We start from the raw sequence: 24,622 nt of genomic DNA, 5'->3' as shown, positions 1-24,622 counted from the left end.
GAGGGGCCGCACTCCGCGACGCGCGGGGTGCGGCCCCTCCGGCGTTTCCGGGCGGCTCGGCCGGGCACGACGGCGGTGTTCTTTTTGCTACGCCTAATAGCCCAGCGGCATTGCTCCCTTCCGGCGAATATTCATCCTGGACCGGGTGAGGTCCTATTCCTTCCGAATTCATTCCGGTCTTGCCCGCGCGGGTTCGCGGAAGTTTGCAGGTCGGATGTGTACGGTGTGCACGGAGTTTCTGACGGGTGTTTCTGCTGAGCGTTCCTGCTGAGCCGACGGACGGGAGGGCATGGCGTGGTGGTGACCGAGGAATTGGCCGACGAACTGCCTGCCGAGGCGGTGGAGGAGGCCAAGGCCAGGGCGGCGACCCTGCTGCTGGCGTTCCGCCACGGCAACCAGCTCGCGTTCGACCACGAGCTGGACCTGCTCCTCGCCGAGCGCGCCGAGCGCGAGGTGACCACCCTGCTCGCCTGGATCGCCGCGGAGGCCGTCCGCAAGGCGTACGCGCCCGAGGTCGGAGACCGGGTGCTGCGGGCGATGGCCCGGCGCGCCCCGGCCGACAACGGCGCGGTCGCGGTGGACGAGGAGAGCGCGGACGCCGCCCGGCTGATCGAGGCGGTGGCCGCCGGTGAGGTGGCCGAGGTGCGCGGCCTGGTCGCCTCGACCGCCGACACCACCTTCCTGCTCGGCGGTCTGCTCCAGGGCGTCGCGATGATGCTGCCGCTGCTGCCCGAGGGCGAACTGGCCGAGATCACCGCCGAGTTGCGCCGCCGGCACGGCGGGCCCGCGGCACACGTCCCGGAGGCCCGGGCCGGGGTCTGAACCCCGGTCCGGGCAGGGGGCGTCACGGCATGGCGTGCAGGTGCGCGCCGATGGTGCCCGCGACCGGGTTGCCCGCCTTGGCGTCCCAGTTGGTCGACCAGGTCATCGCCCCGCCGATGCCCGGCCAGGTGGTGTCGGGCTTGTAGCCGCCGCAGTTGGTGCCGGCGGCCAGGCAGTCCAGCGCGTTGTCGACCACGCTCGGGCTGACGTACCCGCCGCCCGCCGCGCTGGTGGAGGCCGGCACGCCGAGCCCCACCTGGTCGGGTCGCAGCCCGCCCTTGAGCTGGATGCAGGCCAGCCCGGTGAGGAAGTCCTCGGTGCCCTGCGAGTAGACGTTGCCGTCGCAGCCGTTCATGGCGCCGGAGTTGTAGTACTGCATGTTGACGATGGTGAGGATGTCCTTCACGTTCAGCGCCAGCTTGAAGTACTCCATGCCGGTCGACTGCATGTCGATGGTCTGTGGCGCCATGGTGAGGACGAACCCGTTGCCGCTCTTCGCGGCCAGCGAGTGCAGCGCCTGGCCCAGGTAGACGGAGTTGACGCCGTTCTCCAGGTCGATGTCGATCCCGTCGAAGCCGTAGCCCTGCATCAGCGCCCACGCGGTGCTCGCGAAGTTGGCCGCCGAGGTCGGGTCGCTCACCGACACCGTGCCGTTCTGCCCGCCGACCGAGAGCACCACCTTCTTGCCGGCCGCCCGCTTGGCCGCGATGTCGGCCTTGAACTGGGCGTCGGTGTAGCCGCCGAGGCGGGAGGAGAGGGCGGGGTCCAGGGTGAAGCCCAGCCCGCCCGGCGTGGTGGTGGCGTCGGCGAAGGAGACCGCGATGATGTCGTAGGCGGCCGGGACGTCGCTGATCCGCTGGACGGTGGCGCCGTTGTCGAAGTTCTGCCAGTAGCCGGTCAGGATGTGCTTGGGCAGGCCGGGAGGCTTGCCGGTCGAGGTGGCGGTCGGGCTTGCGGTGCCGGTGCCCGTGGGGGAGGGGCTGCCGGTGGGGCTCGGGGACGTGGTGGCGGTCGGGCTCTGGGAGGGCTGCGGGCCGCCCGGGCCGATCAGCGAGACGTCGTCGGCGAGGAAGGCGGGCTGCCCGTACCAGCCGTGCAGGTAGACGGTGACGCTGGTGGTGCCCGGGCCGGTGGTGAAGCCGGTGCTCAGCTGGGCCCAGCCGGCGGAGTTCGTCCAGGTGCCGGGGTCGGTGCCGCCGGTGCCGCGGGCGCCCAGGTAGACGTACGAGCCCTGGACCCAGGAGCTCAGCGTGTACGTCGAGGAGGGCTGCACGGCGACGGTCTGGGTGCACTCGCCGGTGTCGCCCGAGCCCGGGGTGGACGTCAGGGCGTAGCGGCCGGAGTGCACGGTCGTGCTCTGGACGGCGCCGTTGCCGCAGGACCAGCCGGACAGGGTGCCGGTCTCGAAGCCACCGTTGGTGATCAGGTCGGGGTCGGCGGCCTGGGCGCCGGTGCCGGTGGCGAGGGCGAGTCCGCTCAGGCCGAGGGCGACGGCGCAGGCCCCGGCGAGCAGGGTGTGGACGGCGCGCGGGCGCCGGTGTCGGGCAGGTGGCATGACTCCATCTCCTGTGGGGGAGGCCCGGCGGCGCGCCTGGGTGGTGGGGGTGGAGCGCCGTCCGGGGTGTCGATGGTGCGCGTGCGGGAGCTACCGACAACTCAAGTCCCTGTTGGGGAAGGAGACTTGACTCACAAGGTGGAGTAGACCAATCCGGCTGTCAAGAGGGCGCTAGGCGGCCGACGGCCGCGCGCTGGAGCCGGCCGTTCCGGGATCGGCCGGTTCGGCCGGTTCGGCGACCGCGGCGGTGAGCGCGGCGATCCGCGCCGAGGCCAGGCCGTCGCCGTACGGGCTCGGGGTGGCCGCGAGCCGGGCGAGCCGCTCGGGGGCGTCGGCCAGCCAGGCCCGGGCCAGCTCGCCCAGGTCCTCGTCGGGGCCCACCAGCGCGGCGAAGCCCGCCGCCACCGCCTCCGGACGTTCGGTGGAGCGGCGCACCACCAGCAGCGGGCGGCCGAGCACGGTGCACTCCTCCTGCACGCCGCCGGAGTCGGAGACCAGCAGCGCGGCGTGGCTCGCCAGACCCAGGAAGTCGGCGTACCCGACCGGCCCGGTGACGGCCAGACGCTCCAGCAGGGCGTCCAGTGCGAAGCGCTCGACGGCGGCCCGGGTGCGCGGGTGCATCGGGAACAGCACCGGGGTGCCCGCCCGGGCGATCCGGTCCAGTTCGGCCAGTACGGCGCCCAGTGCCTCGGCGGTGTCGGTGTTCTCCGGGCGGTGCACGGTGGCCAGCACGTAGCCGTCCGGGCGCAGCCCGTGCGCGGCGAGCAGCGCGGCGCGGTCGGCCGCGGCCGGCAGCTGGCGGCGGACCACCTCGACGACGGTGTTGCCGGTGAGCGCGATCCGCTCCTCGGCGAGGGCCTCGGCCCGCAGGTTGGCGACGTTGTCCCCGGTGGCGGCGCAGAGCAGGTCGGAGACGTGGTCGACCATCACCCGGTTGTGCTCCTCGGGCATCGCCCGGTCGAAGCTGCGCAGCCCGGCCTCGACGTGTACCAGCGGGATCTCCCGGGCGTTGGCGGCCAGTGCCCCGGCGAGGGTGGCGTTGGTGTCGCCCTGGACGACCACGGCGGCGGGGCGGTCCTCGGCGAAGGCGGCGTCCAGCTGGCCCAGGGACTGGGCGATCTGGCCGGCCCGGGGGCGCCCGCCGACGCCGGTGAGCAGCTCGGGGCGGGGCAGGTCGAGGTCGCGCAGGAAGCGGCCGGACATCGCCTCGTCCCAGTGCTGCCCGGTGTGCACCAGGCGGGTGGCGTCGCCGAGTTCGTGGATCAGCGGGGCGAGCTTGACGAGTTCGGGGCGGGTGCCGAGGACGACGGCGACGCTGGCGGGGGGAAGGCACATGCTCACGGGGAGGCTCCGAGGGGGTGGGGCTGCTCAGGGCGCGGGCGGGGGGCTCAGGACCGGGGCTGAGGACCGGGACTCAGGACTCGAGGGCGGTGGGGGCGCCGAGGGCGACCTTCTCGGCGTTGCGCCGGGTCTTGGCCCAGCCGTTGCGGCCGAGCAGCATGCGGGCGGCGGCCCGGGTGGCGACCACGAAGAGGTGGTAGGCGTAGAGCCAGATCAGGACGCCCCAGAGCAGTCCGGTGAGCCGGCCGCGGTCGGGGTGGACGAGCCGGCGGTAGGCGAAGCCCCAGAGCATCATCGGCAGGGTGGCGACCGCGAAGGCGAGCAGCATCCACGGGCCGAACCTGATGTGGAAGTCGGCGGTTTCGGCGGGGAAGAGCACCAGTCCGGCCGCGGTGATCCCGAGCGAGAGCGGGAACAGCAGGACCAGCAGGACGCAGACGACGGGCTGGAGGAAGGTGTACAGCACCTCGGCCTTGCCGGACCAGGTGTAGAAGGGGGAGCGCAGCACCCGGCCGGTGTAGCGCAGGCACTGCATGTTGCCCTGGGCCCAGCGGGTGCGCTGGGTGAGGAAGCGGCGCAGCGAGATCAGGCCCTCCTGGGAGACCTGGGTCTCGGTGACGTGGGTGAGCCGCCAGCCGGCCAGGCGCAGGTCGAGGCCGGACTCGTAGTCCTCCAGCAGGGCGCGCTCGGGCCAGGGGCGGCCGGCCCGGCCCTCCTCGGCGGTGAGCGAGTCGAGGGCGGTGAGGCGGACGAACTGGCCGTTCCCGCCGAGGCCGACGCTGCCGGTGCGGCGGCGCAGCAGCTGCATGCCGGCGTTGTTGGCCTGGAACTCGATGTCCTGCATCCGGACCAGCGCGCGGGCGAACGCGTTGGCGCCGCGGCCGCGGCCGGGCAGCGGGAGTTCGTCGTCGGCGTTGCGCATCCGCACGCCGATCTGGACGGCGCCGGTGTCGGGCCGGCCGAGTGCCTTGGCGTTGCAGACCTGGGGGAGGGTGCCGGGGTCGAGCCGTCCGTCGGCGTCGACGACGCCGATCACCACGCGGGAGCGGTCGGTGTCCTCGGGCAGCCAGGCGGTGATCTCGCGGTAGGCGGCGTTGAGGGCGGCGCCCTTGCCGATCCGGGCGTGCGGGCGGCGGCGCTGGACGAGGTGGACGCGGTCGTCGTGGGCCGCGGCGGCGAGGACGAGGTCGCGGGTGGCGTCCTCGCTGTCGTCGTCGATCACCCACAGGTGGGCTTCGGGTGCGTTCTCGCGCAGGCCGGCCAGGGTCTGGGTGACCACGGCCTCCTCGTCGCGGCAGGGGATCACCAGGTGCCACTGGAAGGCGGCCGGGTCGCCGGGCTCGGCGGGCCGGTTGTGCCGGAAGGCGTGCCGGGAGCCGGCCCAGTACAGGAGGAAGCGTCCGAAGACGAAGGCCATGTAGCCGACGAGCGCCAGTGAGACCAGTCCGGCGAACCAGACGACGGCGTCCTGGCGGAGCACGATCCAGTCGTGCAGAGCGTCGGGCATGGCGTGGTGCTCCTCGTGATCAAAGGCGGTGCGGCTCCAGGGGGTGCGAATCGATGCTCCGTTGCGGTTCAAACTCGCCAAAGAGATAGTAAAGGGGGCAAATTGGAAACCCCGACCAAAGTGGTCGTTCTCACCCCGTGAGGACGGCCCGCGAACCCTCCGTAGACTGTGGTCGTGAGCGACAAGGCCGACCCGAATCCGTACACCCTCCGCCCCGCCGACGGCGACACCGACGACACCCTGCGCGATGTCGAGGTGGAGCTCTCCAAGCGCTGGCCGGAGAACAAGCTGGAGCCCTCGCTCGACCGGATCGAGGCGCTGATGGACATCCTGGGCCAGCCCCAGCGGTCCTTCCCCTCCATCCACATCACCGGGACCAACGGCAAGACCTCCACCGCCCGGATGATCGAGCAGCTGCTCAACACCTTCGAACTGCGCACGGGCCGCTACACCAGCCCGCACGTGGAGAGCGTCACCGAGCGGATCACCCTGGACGGCGCCCCGATCACCCCCGAGCGCTTCGTCGAGGTCTACCGCGACATCGAGCCGTACGTGCGGATGGTCGACGCGGCGCAGCCGGTGCCGATGTCCTTCTTCGAGGTGCTGACCGGCATGGCCTACGCCGCCTTCGCCGACGCCCCCGTGGACGTCGCCGTGGTCGAGGTCGGCATGGGCGGCTCCTGGGACGCCACCAACGTCATCGACGCCGCCGTCGCCGTGATCACCCCGATCGGGCTGGACCACACCGACAAGCTCGGCGAGACCACCGGTGAGATCGCGGTCGAGAAGTCCGGGATCATCAAGTCCGGAGCCGTCGCCGTCGTCGCCCAGCAGCAGCTGGACGCCGCCCAGAACATCCTGCGGCGCGCCGTCGAGGTCGACGCCACGGTGGCCCGCGAGGGCATGGAGTTCGGCGTGATCCGCCGTGAGCTCGGCGTCGGCGGCCAGCTGGTGACGCTGCGCGGGCTCGGCGGCGAGGAGTACGAGGACGTCTTCATCCCGCTGCACGGCGAGCACCAGGCGCACAACGCGGTGCTGGCGCTGGCCGCGGTCGAGGCCTTCTTCGGCGTCGGCGGCGCCCGCGGCGGGCAGCTCGACGTGGACAAGGTCCGCCAGGCCTTCTCCGGCGTCTCCTCGCCCGGCCGGCTGGAGGTCGTGCGCCGCAGCCCCACGATCATCCTGGACGCCGCGCACAACCCGCACGGCGCCCGCGCCACCGTCGCCGCCCTGGGCGAGTCCTTCGGCTTCACCCGGCTCGTCGGCGTGATCGGCACCTCCGGGGACAAGGACGTGGCCGGCGTGCTGGAGGCCTTCGAGCCGATCCTCGCCGAGGTCGTCATCACCCAGAACTCCACCCACCGCGCGATGGACGTCGACGAGTTGGCGGCGCTGGCCGTCGACATCTTCGGCGAGGACCGCGTCCAGGTCGAGCCCCGGCTCGACGACGCCATCGCGGCCGCCGTCACCCTCGCCGAGGAGGAGGGCGACCTCGGCGGCGCCGGGGTGCTGGTCACCGGTTCGGTCATCACGGTGGGCGAGGCCCGCCTGCTGCTCGGGAGGAAGTGACATGAGGACCCTCTGCTCCTCGACCCTGATCGGCGAGGCGCTCCTGGCCATGTTCGCCGCGCTGGTCGCGATGCAGCTGTCCAGCGTCTCCACGGCCACGATCTGGATCGTCACCGGGATCGTCATGGCGCTGTGCATCGCGCTCTGCGGCATGATCAACCGCCCCGGTGCGGTGGCCGTCGGCTGGGCGCTGCAGATCGGCCTGATCGCCAGCGGCTTCATCCTGCCGACCATGTTCGGCCTCGGTGTGGTCTTCGCCGGCCTGTGGTGGTGCTCGGTGCACTACGGCCGCAAGGTGGACGAGTTCAAGGCCGCCCGGGCCGCCGCCGAGGCGGCCGCCGTACCGGTCTAGGGCCCGGACCGGCGGGCCGACACGCCGCACACGCAAGGTAATCTCTGCCGTGTCGGCTCCCGCCCGTCGGCCCGACTGCCTTGCCGTACCGAATCCCCAGGAGACGCACCGTGTCCCAGCGCACTCTCGTCCTGCTCAAGCCCGACGCCGTCCAGCGTGGCCTGGCCGGCGAGATCATCAGCCGCATCGAGCGCAAGGCCGGCTGGCGGCTCACCGCCGTCGAGCTGCGCACCTTCGACCGGGCGACGCTGGAGCAGCACTACGCGGAGCACGTCGGCCGCCCGTTCTACGAGCCGCTGCTGGAGTTCATGACCTCCGGCCCGTCGATCGCGCTGATCGTCGAGGGCGAGGAGGTCGTGCGCGGCATCCGGATGCTGGCCGGTGCGACCAACCCGCTGGAGGCCGGGGCCGGTACCATCCGCGGCGACTACGCGACGATCACCCGCGAGAACCTGATCCACGCCTCGGACTCCCCGGAGTCGGCCGAGCGCGAGATCAAGATCTTCTTCCCGGCGCACGCCTGAGTCCAGCCGGGCGACACGCCCGAGGGACCTTGGCACTGCCCCGGTCGGGACCATTGGCCCGGCCGGGGCACTTTTATCGTGAAATAAGCAACCAGAGCCGCCGACACGGCGTCCCAATGCCCGGAGAAGCGAACACGCTCCGGACAATGGACGGTATGCCCCGCATCGACGTCCGTACCGCGCCGCGTGACTACGATGGACGCGACTCAAGGGCCCGGTAAGGCAGCTCAGCTGGCTCCGCCCGAGCGTGGGCGCGCTCTCGTCCAACCCCCATGAACTCCGAGCCCGGGAAGGCAACCACACCCCATGGCGAGCAACCTGTCGTTCATCGGCCGCGACTTGGCGATCGACCTTGGAACTGCCAACACGCTGGTGTACGTCAGGGGCAAGGGGATCGTCCTCAACGAGCCGTCCGTCGTCGCGGTGAACACCAACACCGGCGGCATCCTGGCGGTCGGTGCCGAGGCGAAGAAGATGATCGGCCGGACGCCGGGCAACATCGTCGCCATCCGCCCGCTCAAGGACGGCGTGATCGCCGACTTCGAGATCACCGAGCGGATGCTCCGCTACTTCATCCTCAAGATCCACCGCCGCCGCTACCTCGCCCGCCCCCGGGTCGTGGTCTGCGTGCCCTCCGGCATCACCGGAGTCGAGCGCCGCGCCGTGATCGAGGCCTCCTCGCAGGCCGGCGCCCGCCAGGTGCACATCATCGAGGAGCCGATGGCCGCCGCCATCGGCGCCGGGCTGCCCGTCCACGAGGCCACCGGGAACATGGTCGTCGACATCGGCGGCGGCACCACCGAGGTCGCGGTCATCTCCCTCGGCGGCATCGTCACCGCCCAGTCCATCCGGGTCGCCGGCGACGAGCTGGACAACGCGATCGTCCAGCACATCAAGAAGGAGTACTCGCTGCTCCTCGGCGAGCGCAGCGCCGAGCAGATCAAGATGAGCATCGGCAGCGCCTTCGGCCTGGAGGGCGAGAAGGACGAGCACGCCGAGATCCGCGGCCGCGACCTGGTCAGCGGCCTGCCCAAGACCGTGGTCATCTCCGCCGCCGAGGTCCGCGAGGCCATCGACGAGCCGGTCAACTCGATCATCGACGCCGTGAAGACCACCCTCGACCAGTGCCCGCCCGAGCTGGCCGGCGACGTGATGGACCGCGGCATCGTGCTCACCGGCGGCGGCGCCCTGCTGCGCGGCCTCGACGAGCGGCTGCGCCGCGAGACCGGCATGCCGATCCACATCGCCGAGAACCCGCTCGACTCGGTCGCGCTCGGCTCCGGCAAGTGCGTCGAGGAGTTCGAGGCGCTCCAGCAGGTACTGGACTCCTCCCCGCGCCGTTAGCACCACCGAGACATCCGACACTCAACTGAACGGGCTGCCGCCCGGGCCCCACAGCCCGGGCGGCCGACCAGGTACGAAGGGGCAGTACCAGCACCGTGAGGGACACACGAGAGAGCCGGCTGCTGCTCATCCTGCTGGTGGCCGTCGCCTTCGCGCTCGTCACCGTGGACATCAAGGGCGGTGAGAGCTCCCCCCTCGGCGGTGCCCGACACGCCGCCGCCAGCGTCCTCGGCCCGGTCGAGCGCGGAGCCGCCACCGTCGTCGACCCGGTCGCCGACACCGTCCGGGCCTTCCGCGACGCCGCGTCCAACAACGGCCGCACCGACGAGCTCGCCCGCGAGAACACCGAACTACGCCAGAGGCTCGCCTCCTCCGACATGGCCACCGGGCGCACCAAGCAGCTCGACGACCTGCTGCGCACCGCCGGCGCCGGCGGCTACACCGTCAAGGCCGCCCAGGTCATCGCGATCGGCCCGGCCCAGGGCTTCTCCTGGACCATCACCATCGACGCCGGCAGCGACGACGGCCTCACCCGCGACATGACGGTGATCAACGGTCAGGGCCTGGTCGGCCGGATCACCACCGTCGCCCCGACCACCGCCACCGTGCTGCTCGCCTCCGACCCCGGCTTCTCGGCCGGCACCCGGCTGGAGGCCAGCGGCGAGATCGGCTTCGCCTCCGGCGGCGGCACCAGCCCGATGAAGGTCTCGCTGCTCAACGGCAAGGCCCAGGTCAAGGCCGGCGACCGGCTGGTCACCTTCGGCTCGCAGAGCGGCCGCCCGTTCGTGCCCGGTGTGCCGGTCGGCAAGGTCGTCGAGGTCGAGGCCACCCCGGGCCAGCTGACCAAGACCATCCTGGTCGAGCCCTTCGTCCAGTTCACCCGGCTGGACCTGGTCGGCGTGGTGGTCGTGCCGCCGCGCGCCGACCCGCGCGACGCCGTCCTGCCGCCGGCCCCCGCCCAGGGACAGGCGGCCCAGGCCCCGACCGCGCCCGCCGCCCCGCCCGCCAAGCCCACTGGGGGGAACTGAGCCATGCGCCTCGCCCGCATCCCCGTCTCCGCCGGCCTGATCCTGCTCGGCCTGATCCTCCAGGTCAGCGTCTTCGGCCGGCTCCAGCTCCCGGGGGCCACCCCGGACATACTGCTGCTCGTCGTGGTCGGCCTGGCCCTGGTGTACGGGCCGTCCGGCGGCTGCGTCGTCGGCTTCTCGGCCGGCCTGCTCGCCGACCTCGCGCCGCCCTCCGACCACGCGATCGGCCGCTACGCGCTGGTGCTCTGCCTGATGGGCTACGCCGCCGGGCTGCTGCGCCCGGACCACGGCCGCCAGCGGTCGGTGTTCGGCGCGCTGGTGGTGGTGGCCGCCGCCGCGGTCGCCTCCACCCTGCTGTACGCGATGGTCGGCGCCCTGGTCGGCGACACCGCGGCCCGGCACGTCGGCCTCGGCGGCCTGGTGGTCAGCGCCCTGCTGTACGACGTGCTGCTGGCGCCGTTCGTGGTGCCGCTGGTGATGCTGGTCGGCCGCCGCTTCGGGCGCGACCCGGTGACCGCGGCCACCGACGACGACGAGGGCGGCTCCGGCCTGGGCACGCTGGCCCGCTACCGCACCACGCGCGACGCCTCGGCCGGCCCGTCCTACAAGAAGCGGCGCATTCCCGGCTTCGCCCGGCGCCCGTAACCGGCCCGGCCCCCGACCTCCCGACTTCCCGCATCCTGGAGCGCACGAGACGTGAGCAACATCCCCGAGACCGGCCGTACCCGGCGGGTGACGATCCGTCTGGTGGTGCTGCAGATCCTGGTCCTGTCGCTGCTCGCCACCCTCGGCGGGCGGCTGTGGTACCTGCAGATCCGCAACGCCAGCGTCTACACCGCCAAGGCGACCGGCAACCACATCCGCGAGGTGGTCGAACCGGCCGTCCGCGGCGAGATCCTGGACGCCTCCGGGCGGATCCTGGCCGGCAACGAGGCCCGGCTGGTGGTCTCGGTCAGCCGCACCTCGCTGCTGCAGCAGAAGGACGGCGGCAAGGCGGTGCTCGGCCGGCTGGCCGAGGTGCTGGGGATGCCCGCCAAGGACGTGCAGGAGAAGACCAGGCTCTGCGACGCCAAGACCCCGCAGCCCTGCTGGAACGGATCGCCCTACCAGCCGATCCCGGTCACCAAGGAGGCGACCACCCAGCAGGCGATGCAGATAATGGAACGCCGCGAGGACTTCCCCGGGGTCACCGCGCAGCCCACCGCCGTGCGCCGCTACACCGGCGCCGAGGGCGCCAACATGGCGCAGGTGCTCGGCTACCTCTCGCCGGTCACCGACGAGGAGGTCAGCAAGACCGCCTCCAAGTCCGGCCTGGACCGCTACCTGCCGGCCGACCAGATCGGCCGGGCCGGCCTGGAGTCGGTGTACGACCGCGACCTGCGCGGCACCGCCGGCATCACCCAGCTGGAGGTGGACAACCTCGGCCGGGTGATCGGCACCGCCGGCGCCGCCGCCCCGCAGACCGGCAACAACCTGGTCACCAGCATCGACGCCCGGGTGCAGAAGGTGGTCGAGGACAACCTGGCGCAGGCCATGGCCGACGCCCGGAAGACCTTCGACAAGGTCACCAACCGCAACTACGAGGCCGACTCCGGCGCCGCCGTGGTGATGGACGTCCACACCGGTCGGATCGTCGCGATGGCCAGCGCGCCGACCTACGACCCCAACCTCTGGGTGGGCGGCATCACCGGCAAGGACTACCAGTCGCTGACCAGCAAGGACTCCAACTTCCCGCTGCTGAACCGGGCCATACAGGGTCAGTCCGCCCCCGGCTCGACCTTCAAGGTCGTCTCCACCACCGCCGCCGTGGAGGCCGGCTACTCGCTGGACGGGACGTACGCGTGCCCGAAGAGCATGACCATCGGCGGCCGCGAGTTCAAGAACTTCGAGAGCGAGAACTTCGGCTCCATCTCCCTGGAGAAGGCGCTGGAGGTCTCCTGCGACACCGTCTTCTACGGCCTGGCGTACGACCAGTGGATGAAGGACGGCGGCATCAAGCCGAAGAAGGAGCCGGGCGACTGGTTCTTCAAGACCGCCCACCAGTTCGGCCTCGGCGCCAAGACCGGCATCGACCTGCCCAGCGAGGTCACCGGCCGGGTGCCGGACCGGCAGTGGAAGCAGTCCTTCTACGACAACAACAAGGACGCCTGGTGCGCGCAGGCGCAGAAGGGCGGCACCAGCTTCTCCGACCAGATCGCCAAGGAGAACTGCGTCGACGGCTACCAGATGCGCGCCGGTGACGCCGTCAACTTCGCGATCGGCCAGGGCGACACGCTCGTCACCCCGGTCCAGATGGCCCGGATCTACTCGGCGCTGGCCAACGGCGGCACCTTCTACCGGCCGACCATCGCCAAGGCGGTGATAAGCCCGAGCGGGGACCTCGTCCGCGAGATCGCCCCGCACGAGGACGGCAAGTTCCCCGGCTCCCAGAAGCTGCTGAGCTACATCGACCAGGCCACCGCGGGCGTCATCACCGGCGGTACCGCGGCCTGGAAGTTCTCCGGCGCCGGCTGGCCGCAGAACAAGATCGAGCTGCACGCCAAGACCGGCACCGCCGAGGTCGAGGGCAAGCAGACCACCTCCTGGCTGACCACGTACAGCAAGGACTACGCGGTCGTCATGACGATAAGCCAGGGCGGCACCGGCTCCGGCGGCTCCGGCGACGCCGTCCGCCGGATCTACCAGGCGCTGTACGGCGTCGACGACAAGGGCAACATCGACAACGGCAAGGCGCTGCTGCCCGCGCCGCAGGCCGAACTGCCGAAGTTCAACCCGGACGGCACCGCGATCGTCAAGCAGGCGGCCTACACCGCGAACACTGCCGACACCAGCAACACCGTCGGCCCGGCGCCGGCCTTCCTGGAACAAACGCAGGGCGAGCCCGCCCCGGCCTCGGCCTTCCTGGACCCGGCGCAGCCGAACGACCGGCCCGCCCCGGGCACCGCGGCCGACGCCGCACTCGAACCGAACCGCGGCCCGGGAAGGGGGCGGGCATGACCTCCTACGGCTCCTATCGGCAACTGCGGCTGAGCCCGCAGCGCAGCGGGGTCTCCAAGGCCCTGGCCAAGGACTCGCCGCTGTGGCGGCTGGACTGGATACTGCTGCTCGCCGCGCTCGCCCTGTCCCTCGGCAGCTCTCTGCTGGTCTGGTCGGCCACCCGCGGCCGGGACTCGCTCACCCACGGCGACCCGCAGTACTTCCTGTACCGGCACCTGACCAACCTGGTCGTCGGGCTGGTGCTGTGCTCGGTGGTGATAGGGATAGGGAGTCGGCGCTTCCGCACCCTCGTGCCGTTCCTGTACATCGGCGTGATCCTGATGCTGCTCGCCACGCTCAGCCCGCTGGGCTCGACCATCAACGGCGCGCACTCCTGGATCCAACTGGGCGGCGGCTTCTCCATCCAGCCCGCCGAGTTCGCGAAGCTGGGGATCGTGCTGGCGATGGCGGTCGTGCTGTCCGACCAGGTGGACGCGGGGGAGCGGGAGTACCCCTCGCACCGGGCGGTGTTCCGCGGCCTGGTCTGGGCCTTCCTGCCGATGTGCGTCGTACTGCTGATGCCGGACGCCGGCTCGGTGATGGTGATGGCCGCGATCGTGCTGGGCATCCTGCTCGGCTCGGGGGCGGCCAACCGCTGGGTGCTCGGGCTGCTGGTGGCGGGCACCGGCGGGTGCGTGGCGATCTGGAAGCTCGGGGTGCTGAGCAAGTACCAGATCGACCGCTTCGCGGCCTTCGCCAACCCGCAGCTGGACCCCTCCGGCGTCGGCTACAACACCGCGCAGGCCCGGATCGCGATCGGCTCGGGCGGGCTGACCGGCAAGGGGCTGTTCCACGGGACGCAGACCACCGGGCAGTTCGTGCCGGAGCAGCAGACCGACTTCGTGTTCACGGTGGCCGGTGAGGAACTGGGATTCGTCGGGGCGCTGGCGATCATCCTGCTGGTCGGCGTGGTGCTGTGGCGGGCCTGCCGGATCGCCCGGCAGGCGACCGACCTGTACGGGACGATCGTGGCCGCGGGGATCATCGCCTGGTTCTCCTTCCAGGCCTTCGAGAACATCGGGATGTGCCTGGGCATCATGCCGGTGGCGGGCATCCCGTTGCCGTTCGTCTCCTACGGGGGGTCGTCGATGTTCGCGGTCTGGATCGCGATCGGGCTGCTCCAGGCGGTCCGCAGTCAGCGGCCGATAGCGGCCTGAGTCGACTGTCCGTCCGCGCGTTCGTCGGTCGAGGGCCGGCCCGGGAATTTCTCGGGTCGGCCCTTGGCGTTTCTCAACCTGGCTCTGTGGGTGGGTAGTTGTCGCCCGGTTGTGGCGGGCTGCGGTCCCGGTCAGAGCAGGCGGTCGGCGGCGGTGAGCGCCGCGCGGACCTGGTGGGCCAGCTGCTCCTGGACCGGCACCCAGCGGGCGCCGAAGCGGTGGTGCAGCCGGCCCAGGCTCTCGGTGACGATGTCGCGGGCCCGGCCCCGGGCCGCCTCCACGGTCGGACCGCCGGTGTCCGCCAGCAGCCGCAGCACCGTCGACGCCACCCGCAGCGGGATCCGGGCCGCGACGATCTCGGCGGTGGTCACCCGGGACACCGTGAGCGGCTCGGCGCACCAGCGGGCCAGCCACTCCTGCGCCACCGACGGGCAGAACTCCAGCGTGAACCCGGCCGCGCGCACCAGTTCCCCGTGCGCCGCCCGGGTGTGCGCGGGCACGTGGGCCAGCAGCCCGGAGAGCTCCTCGGCGCGCTCGCGCAGCGCCCGGGCCGCGGCGCCGACCGCCCGGTCCGCCGCCGGGTGCGGACGGCCGTCGCCGACCGCGTCCACGGCCCACATCGGCACCTCCAGCACGGCCGTCACCCCGCCGTGCCGGCCGGCGTACGACCAGGTGGACAGCTCCGGCTCGTCCGGCAGCGCCCGTGACCGGCCCGCGCCGTCCGCCGGGGGCATCAGATAGGTGCCGGGGAAGGGGCTGGCCCAGCCGACCGCGTCGAAGGGGTCGACGTCCAGCGGGATGCCGGCCCGGCGCACCGAGGCGGCGAAGAGCTGGGGCAGCCCGGGCACCGGGGCGGTCAGCTGGATGAAGGCGCCGCCGAAGTCCACCCCGTGCATCGAGCACTGCAGGAACGGGCGCAGTTCGTCGATCAGGCCGGTCAGCGCCAGGCTCTCCGGCATCGGGGGCCGGCCCGCGTCGGCGGCCGGCAGCAGTTCGGGCTGCTCCTCGAACGAGGGGCGGAAGAAGTGCTCGTAGTGCCGGCGCGCGGTGAGCGGCCCGTCCAGCCAGCCCGCGTTGAGCGCGGCGCCGTCCGGGTCCAGGCAGAGCAGCAGGTGCCAGGACAGGCCGGGCCGGGTGGGGCGCGCCAGCAGCACCTCGGCCAGCCGCAGGGCGCCGGCCGTGCCGATCGGCTCGTTGGGGTGCGGGCCGCCGACGACCAGCACCGTGCGCGGGCCCCGGTCGACGGACAGCAGCAGCAGCGGGCGCCCGGCCCGCGAGCGGCCCACCTCGCGCAGCCGGCACCGCTCCGGGTGGCGCAGCGCGAGGCGCCGGGCCGCGGCCTCGGCCTGGGCCGGCGCGGGGTAGCGGGCGGCCCGGCTGCCGAGGGGTCGGGGCGGGCGGACCCGCCGGTCGGTGTCGGTCATGGCTCTCCTAGGGCGTGGCCGCGTGGCCGCGCGGCCGCCTGGCTTGTCGGGCCGCCGGGGCGCGCGGGGGCGCCGAGGGACGCGGCCGGTGGGGCCGGGGGCGGGGCCCTGCACGCCGGGGACGGGTCGCCGGGGAGGAATCGGCGAGGGTTGAGCGTACGGCCCAACTCCCGTGTCCGGAAGGGGTGCAGAGGTCTCTGGCGGGGCCCTGTCAGTACCGCACGGGTGGTCCGGGCATGTCAACGGCGGACGGCGCCGGGCGGCGGGCGCGCACTGCGCGTGCCGGGGCGGGCCGGGGCGGGGCGGCCGCGCCGGAGCGCGGGCGGGTGCCCGGGCCGGGCGCCGGTGAGCCCGGGGGTGAGCCAGCGGGCCTTTCCCCGGATTGGGCTACCCTTGAGGGTCACCCCTCCCCGCCGTCGCCTGCCGATGCGCGCGGCACCCGAATCACGTCGTAAGGGTTCCTAGTACATGACTGTCGAATCGGTCTTCCCACGCCTGGAGGCCCTTCTCCCGCACGTCCAGAAGCCGATCCAGTACGTCGGCGGCGAGCTCAACTCGACCGTCAAGGACTGGGACGCCTGCGACGTCCGCTGGGCGCTGATGTACCCCGACGCCTACGAGGTCGGCCTGCCCAACCAGGGCGTCATGATCCTCTACGAGGTGCTCAACGAGCGCGAGGGCGTGCTCGCCGAGCGCACCTACAGCGTCTGGCCGGACCTCGAAGCGCTGATGCGCGAGCACGACGTCCCGCAGTTCACCGTGGACGCGCACCGCCCGGTGAAGGCCTTCGACGTGTTCGGCCTGTCGTTCTCCACCGAGCTCGGTTACACCAACATGCTGACCGCGCTCGACCTGGCCGGCATCCCGCTGGAGGCCAAGGACCGCACCGACGAGGACCCGATCGTCCTGGCCGGCGGCCACGCCGCGTTCAACCCCGAGCCGATCGCGGACTTCATCGACTGCGCGGTGGTCGGCGACGGCGAGCAGGCCGTGCTCGACATCACCGAGCTCGTCCGCGGCTGGAAGGCCGAGGGCCGCCCGGGCGGCCGCGACGAGCTGCTGCTGCGCCTCGCCCGCACCGGCGGGGTGTACGTGCCGAAGTTCTACGACGTGGAGTACCTGGCCGACGGCCGGATCGGCCGCGTCGTGCCGAACGCCCCGGGCGTGCCGTGGCGGGTGTCCAAGCACACCGTGATGGACCTCGACGAGTGGCCCTACCCGAAGCAGCCGCTCGTCCCGCTCGCGGAGACCGTGCACGAGCGGATGTCCGTGGAGATCTTCCGCGGCTGCACCCGCGGCTGCCGCTTCTGCCAGGCCGGCATGATCACGCGCCCCGTGCGGGAGCGAAGCATCACCGGCATCGGCGAGATGGTGGAGCGCGGGCTGAAGGCGACCGGGTTCGAGGAGGTGGGCCTGCTGTCGCTGTCCAGCGCCGACCACACCGAGATCGGGGACATCGCCAAGGGCCTGGCCGACCGCTACAGCGACGACAAGATCGGCCTGTCGCTGCCGTCCACCCGCGTCGACGCCTTCAACATCGACCTCGCCAACGAGCTGTCGCGCAACGGCCGCCGCTCGGGCCTCACCTTCGCCCCCGAGGGCGGCAGTGAGCGCATGCGCAAGGTGATCAACAAGATGGTGTCGGAGGAGGACCTGATCCGCACCGTCGCCACCGCCTACGGCAACGGCTGGCGCCAGGTGAAGCTGTACTTCATGTGCGGCCTGCCCACCGAGACCGACGAGGACGTGCTCCAGATCGGCGCGATGGCGAAGAACGTCATCCAGAAGGGCCGCGAGGTCACCGGCCAGAACGACATCCGCTGCACCGTCTCCATCGGCGGGTTCGTGCCCAAGCCGCACACCCCGTTCCAGTGGGCCCCGCAGCTGTCCGCCGAGGCCACCGACGCCCGGCTGGCCAAGCTGCGCGACTCGATCCGCGGCGACCGCAAGTACGGCAAGAACATCGGCTACCGCTACCACGACGGCAAGCCCGGCATCGTCGAGGGCCTGCTGTCCCGCGGCGACCGCCGCATCGGTGCCGTCATCCGCGCCGTCTACGAGGACGGCGGCCGCTTCGACGGCTGGCGCGAGCACTTCTCCTACGACCGCTGGATGGCCTCCGCCGAGAAGGGCCTGGCCGGCACCGGCGTCGACGTCGACTGGTACACCACCCGCGAGCGCACCTACGAGGAGGTGCTGCCCTGGGACCACCTGGACAGCGGCCTCGACAAGGACTGGCTCTGGGAGGACTGGCAGGACGCCCTGGAGGAGGTCGAGGTCGACGACTGCCGTTGGACCCCGTGCTTCGACTGCGGTGTGTGCCCGCAGATGGACCTCAAGATCCAGATCGGTCCCACCGGGAAGAAGCTGCTTCCGCTGGCCGTGGTCAACGGGGCTGCCCCGCAGGGCTAGTTGACGGCGCGGGCGGCGCGGATCGGGTGGGTCCGGGCCGCGTGACGTGTCCGAAGTGACGGATGGAGCCCTCCCCGGGGATCGGGGAGGGCTCCACGCGTTCGCCGGGCGGGCGACGGCCGGGTGCGGGATCAGCAGGCCCAGTTGGTCGAGGTGCTGACGGAGTCCAGCTTGGCCCAGGTCTGCGCGCCGACCTGACCGTCCTGGGAGAGGCCGGTACAGGCCTGGAACCGCAGCACCCTGCTCAGGGTGTCCTGTCCGAACGCGCCGTCGACGTTCAGGGGGGTGGTGTTCAGCGAGGAGTTGAGCTCGCACTGCAGGGCCTTGACGGCGTCGTTGTTCTCGCCGCCGCGCAGCAGCGGCTCCCACGTCGTGTAGGTGGTCCCGCAGTAGCTGCCGGCCTGCGCCGCGGACGCGCTGCCCGCCGTGGCGACGCCGCCCGCGAACAGGAGGCCGGTCACGGCGAGGCCGGCGAGGATCTTGCGCATGGAGGTTCCCTTCCTCATGCCGCACACCCCCGGTGTGCGGTCGGTGGGTCCGGGTGGGCCGCACTCGGACGGCTCGAATCCTGCCTGGCGGGCGGGCGTCCCAACACGGGGGAACGGCTTCAGGGATGTTCTGGGAATTTCCCGCCGCTGGACGGCGGCCTCAGGACGGCCCGCCACCTGCGGGGACGTACTCGCCGCGGAGTGTCGGGGGGTTGTGGGCCCGGCCGTCTCGGTCACAGGGGCGCGGGTGGGGGGCGTCGGGGTGCGGCTGACCAGGGGCGGGACGAGGGGGGTGGCGGGGCGCGTACCCTTTGAGGTGACAGAGTCCGGACAGCGGCGGCAGCCGTCGCGCCGGACGGGGACAACTGACTAAGGACTGAGCGACCCTGGCACGCCGTACGCCCGACGGTCCTCCGCCCGCTCCGACGGTGCAGCGGATCCGTCTCCGCTACACCAAACGCGGCCGGCTCCGCTTCACCAGCCACCGTGACTTCCAGCGCGCTTTCGAGCGCGCCCTGCGCCGGTCCGCCGTGCCGATGGCCTATTCGGCAGGCTTCACCCCGCACCCGAAGGTGTCCTACGCCAACGCGGCCCCGACCGGGGTGGCGAGCGAGGCGGAGTACCTGGAGATCGGCTTGGCCGCCCTCCGTGACCCGGAGGAACTGCGGGCACAGCTGGACGAGTCGCTGCCGACCGGACTGGACGTGATCGACGCGGTCGAGGTCCGGACGCCGAACTTCGTGGAGCGCCTCGAGGCCTCCGAGTGGCTGGTCCGGCTGGACGGCGTCGAGCCGCAGGAGGCCGCCCGCGCGGTCGCGGTGTTCCTCGCCGCGGAGCGGGCCGAGGTCGAACGAGTGACCAAGAACGGCGTGCGGGTCTTCGACGCGCGCGGTCCGGTGGCGGCGCTCGAGATCGTCGCGCCGCAGGTCGTCGACGGTGCGGACACGGCGGCCGAAGCGGACCGCGATGTTCGGACCGGTCGTCCCTGTGCGATACTGCGCCTGGTAGTACGACACGCCACACCCGCCGTACGACCCGACGACGTATTGTCCGGTCTCCGTGTGACGGCCGACCTGGCGCCGCCGGTCCCCGCAGAGGTGACCAGGCTGGCGCAGGGGCCGCTCGACGAGGAGTCCGGCACGGTGACCGACCCGCTGGCGCTCGACCGCGCCGCGGCTCCGGCCGGCTGACAGCCGCCGGGGTTCGCGGGGCCGCGTCCGCCTGACGGGCGGAGGCCGGGTCCAGTGCCTCACTGGGCCCGACGGTCCTCCAGGTTCCCGCGGCTCCCCAGGGGAGCGAGCGTCGTCGCAGCACAGGCCGTCCACCTGAGGCCCGCCGACCAGGAAGGTCGGTGGGCCCGGGAACCCCGTCCGGGAGCCACCCGGGGTTGGGGAACGGCGCAGCTTGGGAAAACCTCAGAAGACTGGTCAGACCAGAAGACTTTCGACACCCCGCCGAGCGGCGGGGCGCCGAGCGAGACTACGAGCCCCTGTGCGGCCTCGCGTCCGCGCGGCGGCACCGTGAAAGGGTCCGGCCCGAGCATCGTCGAGATGCCGGCCGGCCACGGGTGCCGTGCCGTGCCCGGATGTGGAGCCCGGGGGCCTGACGGGAGATCCACCCGCATGCTCGATAACACCGATCCGCAGCAGAACGCGGCGACGGAACAGAACGAGACCGCCGCGACCGGCGGCGAGGGCACCTCCGCGGCGCCGCCGCGCCGCCGTCGCCGTGCGGTGTCCCGCCCGGCGGGCACCCCGCAGGGCGCGGCCGCCGAGACGGCCGAGACGGTCGTTCCGGCCGAGGCGCCCGCCGCCGAGGCGCAGGCCGCACCGGCCGCCGAGCCGGTGGCCGAGAAGCCCGCCCGGGCCCGCCGGACCCGCAAGCGCGCCGAGGCTCCGGCCGGGACGCCGGAGACGACCCCGGTCGTGGCCACCGAGCCGGCCGCCGCCGAGGCGCCCGCCGTCGAGAAGACGACCGCGAAGGCGAGCGCGAAGGCGACCGCCAAGCCGGTCGAGAAGGCCGCCGAGCCGGCCGCCGAGCCGGTGGCCGAGAAGCCCGCCCGGGCCCGCCGCACCCGCAAGCGCGCCGAGTCGCCCGCCGGGGCGCCGGCCGCCGCCGAGACCCCGGCCGAGGAGCCCGCCGCCGCCCCGGTGGCCGAGGCCCCCGCCGCCGTCGAGCCCGCCGCCGAGGAGGCCCCCGCCGCTCCGGCCCGCCGGCCCCGTCGCCGCCGCGTGGTCGAGGCCGCGCCGGTCGTCGAGACCCCCGTCGAGGAGCCCGCCGCGGCGGAGGAGCCCGTCGAGGAGGAGCCGGTCGAGGAGCCCGCGGCCGTCCAGCCCGCGGCCGTCCAGCCCGCGCCGGCCGCCGAGCCGACCCACCGGGTGCGCCGCCGTGCGGTCCGCCCGTCCACCGCGATCTTCCAGGCTCCGGTGTTCCAGGAGCCCGCCGCCGCCCCGGCCCCCGCCGCGCAGCCGCAGGCGCCGCAGCAGCCCGCCGCCGCTCCGGCGCCGGTGGAGGCCCCGGCCGCCGCGCAGCGCGAGGAGGACGAGTTCGAGTACAGCGGCGTCGGCCGCCGTCGCCGGGTGCGCACCTCGGTGCGGGTGCAGCCGCCGAGCCGTTCGAAGGCCGCCGAGCGGAAGGCCGCCGAGAAGGCCGAGAAGGCCGAGAAGGCCAAGGTCATCGAGCGGGCGAAGGCCGCCGAGAAGGCGAAGCCGGTCGAGCGGGCCGTCGAGGTGCCGGTCGAGGCGCCCGTCGTCGAGGCCCCCGTCACCGGTCCGGAGACCGAGGGCGAGTGGGAGGACGACCGTCCGTCGCGCCGTCGCCGTCGGGGCGGCCGTCGTCGTCGCCGTGGCGAGGCCGAGGAGTTCGAGGCCGAGGCCGTCGAGACCGGGCAGTCCGTCGTCGAGGAGCCGGCCGCGGACGCCGAGGAGGACGTCGAGGACGACGACGACCTGGCCGCCGGCCTGTCCTCGTCCCGCCGTCGTCGCCGTCGTCGCCGCCGCAGCGGTGAGGCCGGTGCCGTCGAGACCGCCGAGACCACCGAGGACGGGGTCCGCACGGTGGTGAAGGTGCGCGAGCCGCGCCGCCGTTCCACCGAGCCGTCCTTCGACCCGGACGAGGTGCAGTCGATCAAGGGCTCGACCCGTCTGGAGGCGAAGAAGCAGCGCCGCCGCGAGGGCCGCGAGTTGGGCCGCCGCCGGGTGCCGATCATCACCGAGGCCGAGTTCCTGGCCCGCCGCGAGTCGGTCGAGCGCGTCATGGTGGTGCGCCAGAACGGCCAGCGGACCCAGATCGGCGTCCTTGAGGACGGCGTGCTGGTCGAGCACTACGTCAACAAGGAGCAGGCCACCTCGTACGTCGGCAACGTCTACCTGGGCAAGGTCCAGAACGTGCTGCCGTCGATGGAGGCCGCCTTCGTCGACATCGGCAAGGGCCGCAACGCCGTGCTGTACGCCGGCGAGGTCAACTTCGGTGCGCTGGGCCACGGCGGCCCGCGCCGGATCGAGTCGGTGCTGAAGTCCGGCCAGTCCGTGCTGGTGCAGGTCTCCAAGGACCCGATCGGCCACAAGGGCGCCCGCCTGACCAGCCAGATCTCGCTGCCCGGCCGCTACCTGGTCTACGTGCCCGAGGGCTCGATGACCGGCATCTCGCGCAAGCTCCCCGAGAACGAGCGCGCCCGGCTGAAGCAGATCCTCAAGAAGATCGTCCCGGACGACGCGGGCGTCATCGTGCGCACCGCCGCCGAGGGCGCCTCCGAGGAGGAGCTGACCCACGACGTCCAGCGGCTGCAGCAGCAGTGGGAGGACATCCAGAAGAAGGCCGCGACCGGCAACGCCCCCGCGCTGCTGTACGGCGAGCCGGACATGACCGTCCGGGTCGTCCGCGACATCTTCAACGAGGACTTCACCAAGGTCATCGTCTCCGGCGACGAGGCGTGGCGCACCATCCACGACTACGTCTCCAACGTGGCCCCGGACCTCGCCGAGCGGCTCCAGCGGTGGACCTCCGAGGTGGACGTGTTCGCCACCTACCGGATCGACGAGCAGCTGATGAAGGCGCTGGACCGCAAGGTCTGGCTGCCCAGCGGCGGTTCGCTGGTGATCGACCGCACCGAGGCGATGGTCGTCGTCGACGTCAACACCGGGAAGTTCGTCGGCCAGGGCGGCAACCTGGAGGAGACGGTCACCCGCAACAACATCGAGGCGGCCGAGGAGATCGTGCGCCAGCTGCGGCTGCGCGACCTCGGCGGCATCATCGTGATCGACTTCATCGACATGGTGCTGGAGTCCAACCGGGACCTGGTGCTGCGCCGCCTGCTGGAGTGCCTGGGCCGGGACCGGACCAAGCACCAGGTGGCCGAGGTCACCTCGCTGGGCCTGGTCCAGATGACCCGCAAGCGGGTCGGCCAGGGCCTGCTGGAGTCCTTCTCCGAGCCGTGCGTGCACTGCAACGGCCGCGGCGTGATCGTTCACATGGAGCAGCCGAGCGCCCACGTCCACACCCCGGCCGTGTCGGCCGAGGCGGCCGCGGGCAGCAGCAAGCGCCGTCGCCGGGGCAAGGGCGGGGCGGCCGCCGAGGAGCCGCAGGCCGTCGAGGCCGCCGTGGCCGAGGTGGCCGTCGAGGGCGAGCCGGTGCGCGAGGAGATCGAGGGCCAGCTGGCCCTGGAGGTCCCGGGCGTCGAGGCGGAGGCCGTCGAGGAGGCCCCGGCCGCCCAGCCGGACCTGGTCGAGATCCCCGCCGCTCCGGCGGCTCCGGCCGGCCGCACCCGCCGCCGCGCGGTCCGCAAGGCGACGGCTCCGGCCGGGGCGCCGGGCGAGGCCGAGATCGTGGTGCTCCAGGCGCGGGCCGACGCGGCGCTGGAGGCGGCCCTGGAGGCCGCCAACCCGGCCGCCCCGGCCGTGGTGACGCCCGAGGCCGTCGAGACCGTGGAGGCCGTCGTCGAGGCGCCCGCGGAGGAGGCCCCGGCCGTCGAGACCGTGGAAGCCGTGGAGGCCGTCGTCGAGGCTCCGGCGCAGGAGGCACCGGCCGCCGAGGCCGAGGCCGAGGAGCCGCCCGCGGATGAGGCCCCGGCGCCCAAGAAGCGGGCCGCCCGCAAGACCGCCGCGAAGAAGACCGCCGCCAAGAAGACGACCACGGCGGCCAAGAAGACCACCGCCCGCAAGACCGCGACCAAGCGGACGAGCGCGGCGGCCAAGAAGGCGGCGGCCGCCGAAGGTGATACGGCGGCCGAGTAGTGCCCACGCGCCCGGGGCGGGACCCTTCCCGCCCCGGGCCGTACGGGCCGGTTTGCCCCCCGGGCGGCCGGTCCGTATTCTTGACCCTCGGCGTGTCTACGCCACACGCTCCCGAGCACATCACCTTCCCGAAGCGCCGCGTTCGCGCGGCAGCGGGCGGGGAGAGGCCCCTGTGTCCGTACCCAGGCGGCTGGCGTCGGGAGTTCCGACCGAGTAAGGAAAGCAGGTACCGCATGTACGCGATCGTTCGCGCAGGCGGCCGCCAGCACAAGGTCGCCGTCGGCGACGTGCTGGAGATCGACCGTATCGAGGCCAAGCCGGGTGACTCGGTCGAGCTCTCGACCATCCTGATCGTCGACGGCGAAGCCGTCACGTCCGACCCGTGGGTCCTGGCCGGTGTGAAGACCCACGCCGAGGTCGTCGACCAGACCAAGGGCGACAAGATCGTCATCCTGCGCTACAAGAACAAGACCGGCTACCGCCGTCGCCAGGGTCACCGTCAGAAGCACACCGCGGTGCGCATCACCAGCATCGACTCGGTCAGCAAGTAAGGGGATAGCGAGATATGGCACACAAGAAGGGCGCAAGCTCTACCCGTAACGGCCGTGACTCGAACGCCCAGCGCCTCGGCGTGAAGCGCTTCGGCGGCCAGGTCGTCTCCGCCGGCGAGATCCTCGTGCGCCAGCGCGGCACCCACTTCCACCCGGGTGCGGGCGTCGGTCGCGGTGGCGACGACACCCTGTTCGCGCTGACCGCCGGTGCCGTGCAGTTCGGCACCCGCCGCGGCCGCAAGGTCGTCAACGTCGTGGCCGTCGAGGCCTGAGTCACACCAGAC

Annotated in this window: 19 protein-coding genes; 14 read left to right on the top strand and 5 right to left on the bottom strand. The window is 72.7% G+C overall.

Annotated features, from left to right (window positions below):
• Window positions 1–300: 300 nt before the first annotated feature.
• Entirely contained in the window at window positions 301–822 is a 522-nt protein-coding gene (locus ACIQVZ_RS01830; protein ID WP_350878266.1) for a hypothetical protein, read from the top strand.
• 22 nt (window positions 823–844) lie between these two features.
• Here the strand turns inward: ACIQVZ_RS01830 and ACIQVZ_RS01825 are convergent, their stop codons facing one another.
• The 3 genes from ACIQVZ_RS01825 to ACIQVZ_RS01815 form a co-directional block, all read right to left on the bottom strand.
• A complete protein-coding gene (locus ACIQVZ_RS01825; protein WP_402446305.1) occupies window positions 845–2,377 on the bottom strand; it encodes a chitinase in 1,533 nt (510 codons plus the stop codon).
• Between the two features lie 171 nt (window positions 2,378–2,548).
• Window positions 2,549–3,712: a non-hydrolyzing UDP-N-acetylglucosamine 2-epimerase gene (gene wecB / locus ACIQVZ_RS01820; protein WP_402446302.1), complete on the bottom strand. Its 1,164-nt coding sequence runs from the start codon at window positions 3,710–3,712 to the stop codon at window positions 2,549–2,551.
• Between the two features lie 79 nt (window positions 3,713–3,791).
• Window positions 3,792–5,225: a glycosyltransferase family 2 protein gene (locus ACIQVZ_RS01815; RefSeq protein ID WP_402446301.1), complete on the bottom strand. Its 1,434-nt coding sequence runs from the start codon at window positions 5,223–5,225 to the stop codon at window positions 3,792–3,794.
• 174 nt (window positions 5,226–5,399) lie between these two features.
• Between ACIQVZ_RS01815 and ACIQVZ_RS01810 the strand changes: the two genes are divergently transcribed.
• The 8 genes from ACIQVZ_RS01810 to rodA all read left to right on the top strand — a co-directional run bounded on the left by ACIQVZ_RS01810 (window position 5,400) and on the right by rodA (window position 14,232).
• Window positions 5,400–6,791, top strand: a complete 1,392-nt coding sequence (locus ACIQVZ_RS01810; protein ID WP_350878261.1) for a folylpolyglutamate synthase/dihydrofolate synthase family protein — start codon at window positions 5,400–5,402, stop codon at window positions 6,789–6,791.
• 1 nt (window position 6,792) lies between these two features.
• The gene (locus tag ACIQVZ_RS01805) at window positions 6,793–7,143 is read left to right on the top strand and encodes a DUF4233 domain-containing protein (protein ID WP_063347563.1); all 351 of its coding nucleotides are present in this window, start codon (window positions 6,793–6,795) and stop codon (window positions 7,141–7,143) included.
• A 110-nt stretch (window positions 7,144–7,253) separates the two neighbouring features.
• A complete protein-coding gene (gene ndk / locus ACIQVZ_RS01800) occupies window positions 7,254–7,667 on the top strand; it encodes a nucleoside-diphosphate kinase (RefSeq protein ID WP_063347562.1) in 414 nt (137 codons plus the stop codon).
• A gap of 318 nt (window positions 7,668–7,985) precedes the next feature.
• Entirely contained in the window at window positions 7,986–9,011 is a 1,026-nt protein-coding gene (locus tag ACIQVZ_RS01795) for a rod shape-determining protein (protein WP_350878284.1), read from the top strand.
• 95 nt (window positions 9,012–9,106) lie between these two features.
• The gene (mreC, locus tag ACIQVZ_RS01790) at window positions 9,107–10,039 is read left to right on the top strand and encodes a rod shape-determining protein MreC (RefSeq protein ID WP_350878260.1); all 933 of its coding nucleotides are present in this window, start codon (window positions 9,107–9,109) and stop codon (window positions 10,037–10,039) included.
• A gap of 3 nt (window positions 10,040–10,042) precedes the next feature.
• Window positions 10,043–10,684, top strand: a complete 642-nt coding sequence (gene mreD, locus ACIQVZ_RS01785; protein WP_350878259.1) for a rod shape-determining protein MreD — start codon at window positions 10,043–10,045, stop codon at window positions 10,682–10,684.
• A 51-nt stretch (window positions 10,685–10,735) separates the two neighbouring features.
• Window positions 10,736–13,036, top strand: a complete 2,301-nt coding sequence (gene mrdA / locus ACIQVZ_RS01780; protein WP_402446294.1) for a penicillin-binding protein 2 — start codon at window positions 10,736–10,738, stop codon at window positions 13,034–13,036.
• Window positions 13,033–14,232, top strand: coding sequence for a rod shape-determining protein RodA (gene rodA / locus ACIQVZ_RS01775; RefSeq protein ID WP_063347559.1), 1,200 nt, complete (start codon window positions 13,033–13,035; stop codon window positions 14,230–14,232). Before mrdA ends, rodA begins: the two co-directional genes overlap by 4 nt.
• 131 nt (window positions 14,233–14,363) lie before the next feature.
• Here the strand turns inward: rodA and ACIQVZ_RS01770 are convergent, their stop codons facing one another.
• Complete coding sequence (locus ACIQVZ_RS01770) at window positions 14,364–15,656, bottom strand: M14 family zinc carboxypeptidase (RefSeq protein WP_402446292.1); 1,293 nt, start codon at window positions 15,654–15,656, stop codon at window positions 14,364–14,366.
• Between the two features lie 468 nt (window positions 15,657–16,124).
• Here ACIQVZ_RS01770 and ACIQVZ_RS01765 point away from each other — a divergent pair, with 468 nt between their 5' ends.
• Window positions 16,125–18,068 (top strand): TIGR03960 family B12-binding radical SAM protein, encoded by a 1,944-nt coding sequence (locus ACIQVZ_RS01765; protein WP_350878256.1) that lies wholly within the window; start codon window positions 16,125–16,127, stop codon window positions 18,066–18,068.
• A gap of 131 nt (window positions 18,069–18,199) precedes the next feature.
• On the opposite strand, the gene ACIQVZ_RS01760 is transcribed toward ACIQVZ_RS01765, so the two are convergent.
• Window positions 18,200–18,574 carry a peptidoglycan-binding domain-containing protein gene (locus ACIQVZ_RS01760; RefSeq protein ID WP_350878255.1) on the bottom strand — a complete coding sequence of 125 codons (375 nt, stop codon included), beginning with the start codon at window positions 18,572–18,574 and terminating at the stop codon, window positions 18,200–18,202.
• A gap of 410 nt (window positions 18,575–18,984) precedes the next feature.
• Here ACIQVZ_RS01760 and ACIQVZ_RS01755 point away from each other — a divergent pair, with 410 nt between their 5' ends.
• The 4 genes from ACIQVZ_RS01755 to rpmA all read left to right on the top strand — a co-directional run bounded on the left by ACIQVZ_RS01755 (window position 18,985) and on the right by rpmA (window position 24,610).
• On the top strand, window positions 18,985–19,746 hold the full coding sequence (locus ACIQVZ_RS01755; protein WP_350878253.1) for a TIGR03936 family radical SAM-associated protein: 762 nt from the start codon (window positions 18,985–18,987) through the stop codon (window positions 19,744–19,746).
• 432 nt (window positions 19,747–20,178) lie between these two features.
• Window positions 20,179–23,787 carry a ribonuclease E/G gene (locus ACIQVZ_RS01750; protein WP_402446287.1) on the top strand — a complete coding sequence of 1,203 codons (3,609 nt, stop codon included), beginning with the start codon at window positions 20,179–20,181 and terminating at the stop codon, window positions 23,785–23,787.
• A 233-nt stretch (window positions 23,788–24,020) separates the two neighbouring features.
• The gene (gene rplU, locus ACIQVZ_RS01745; RefSeq protein ID WP_350878251.1) at window positions 24,021–24,338 is read left to right on the top strand and encodes a 50S ribosomal protein L21; all 318 of its coding nucleotides are present in this window, start codon (window positions 24,021–24,023) and stop codon (window positions 24,336–24,338) included.
• 14 nt (window positions 24,339–24,352) lie between these two features.
• Window positions 24,353–24,610 (top strand): 50S ribosomal protein L27, encoded by a 258-nt coding sequence (gene rpmA, locus ACIQVZ_RS01740; protein ID WP_344342406.1) that lies wholly within the window; start codon window positions 24,353–24,355, stop codon window positions 24,608–24,610.
• Window positions 24,611–24,622 lie beyond the last annotated feature (12 nt).

This window comes from Kitasatospora sp. NPDC098663, assembly GCF_044760075.1.
GTDB lineage: Bacteria > Actinomycetota > Actinomycetes > Streptomycetales > Streptomycetaceae > Kitasatospora.
Note: the sequence above shows the minus strand (reverse complement) of the source record. Positions and strands in the feature narration are given on the sequence as shown.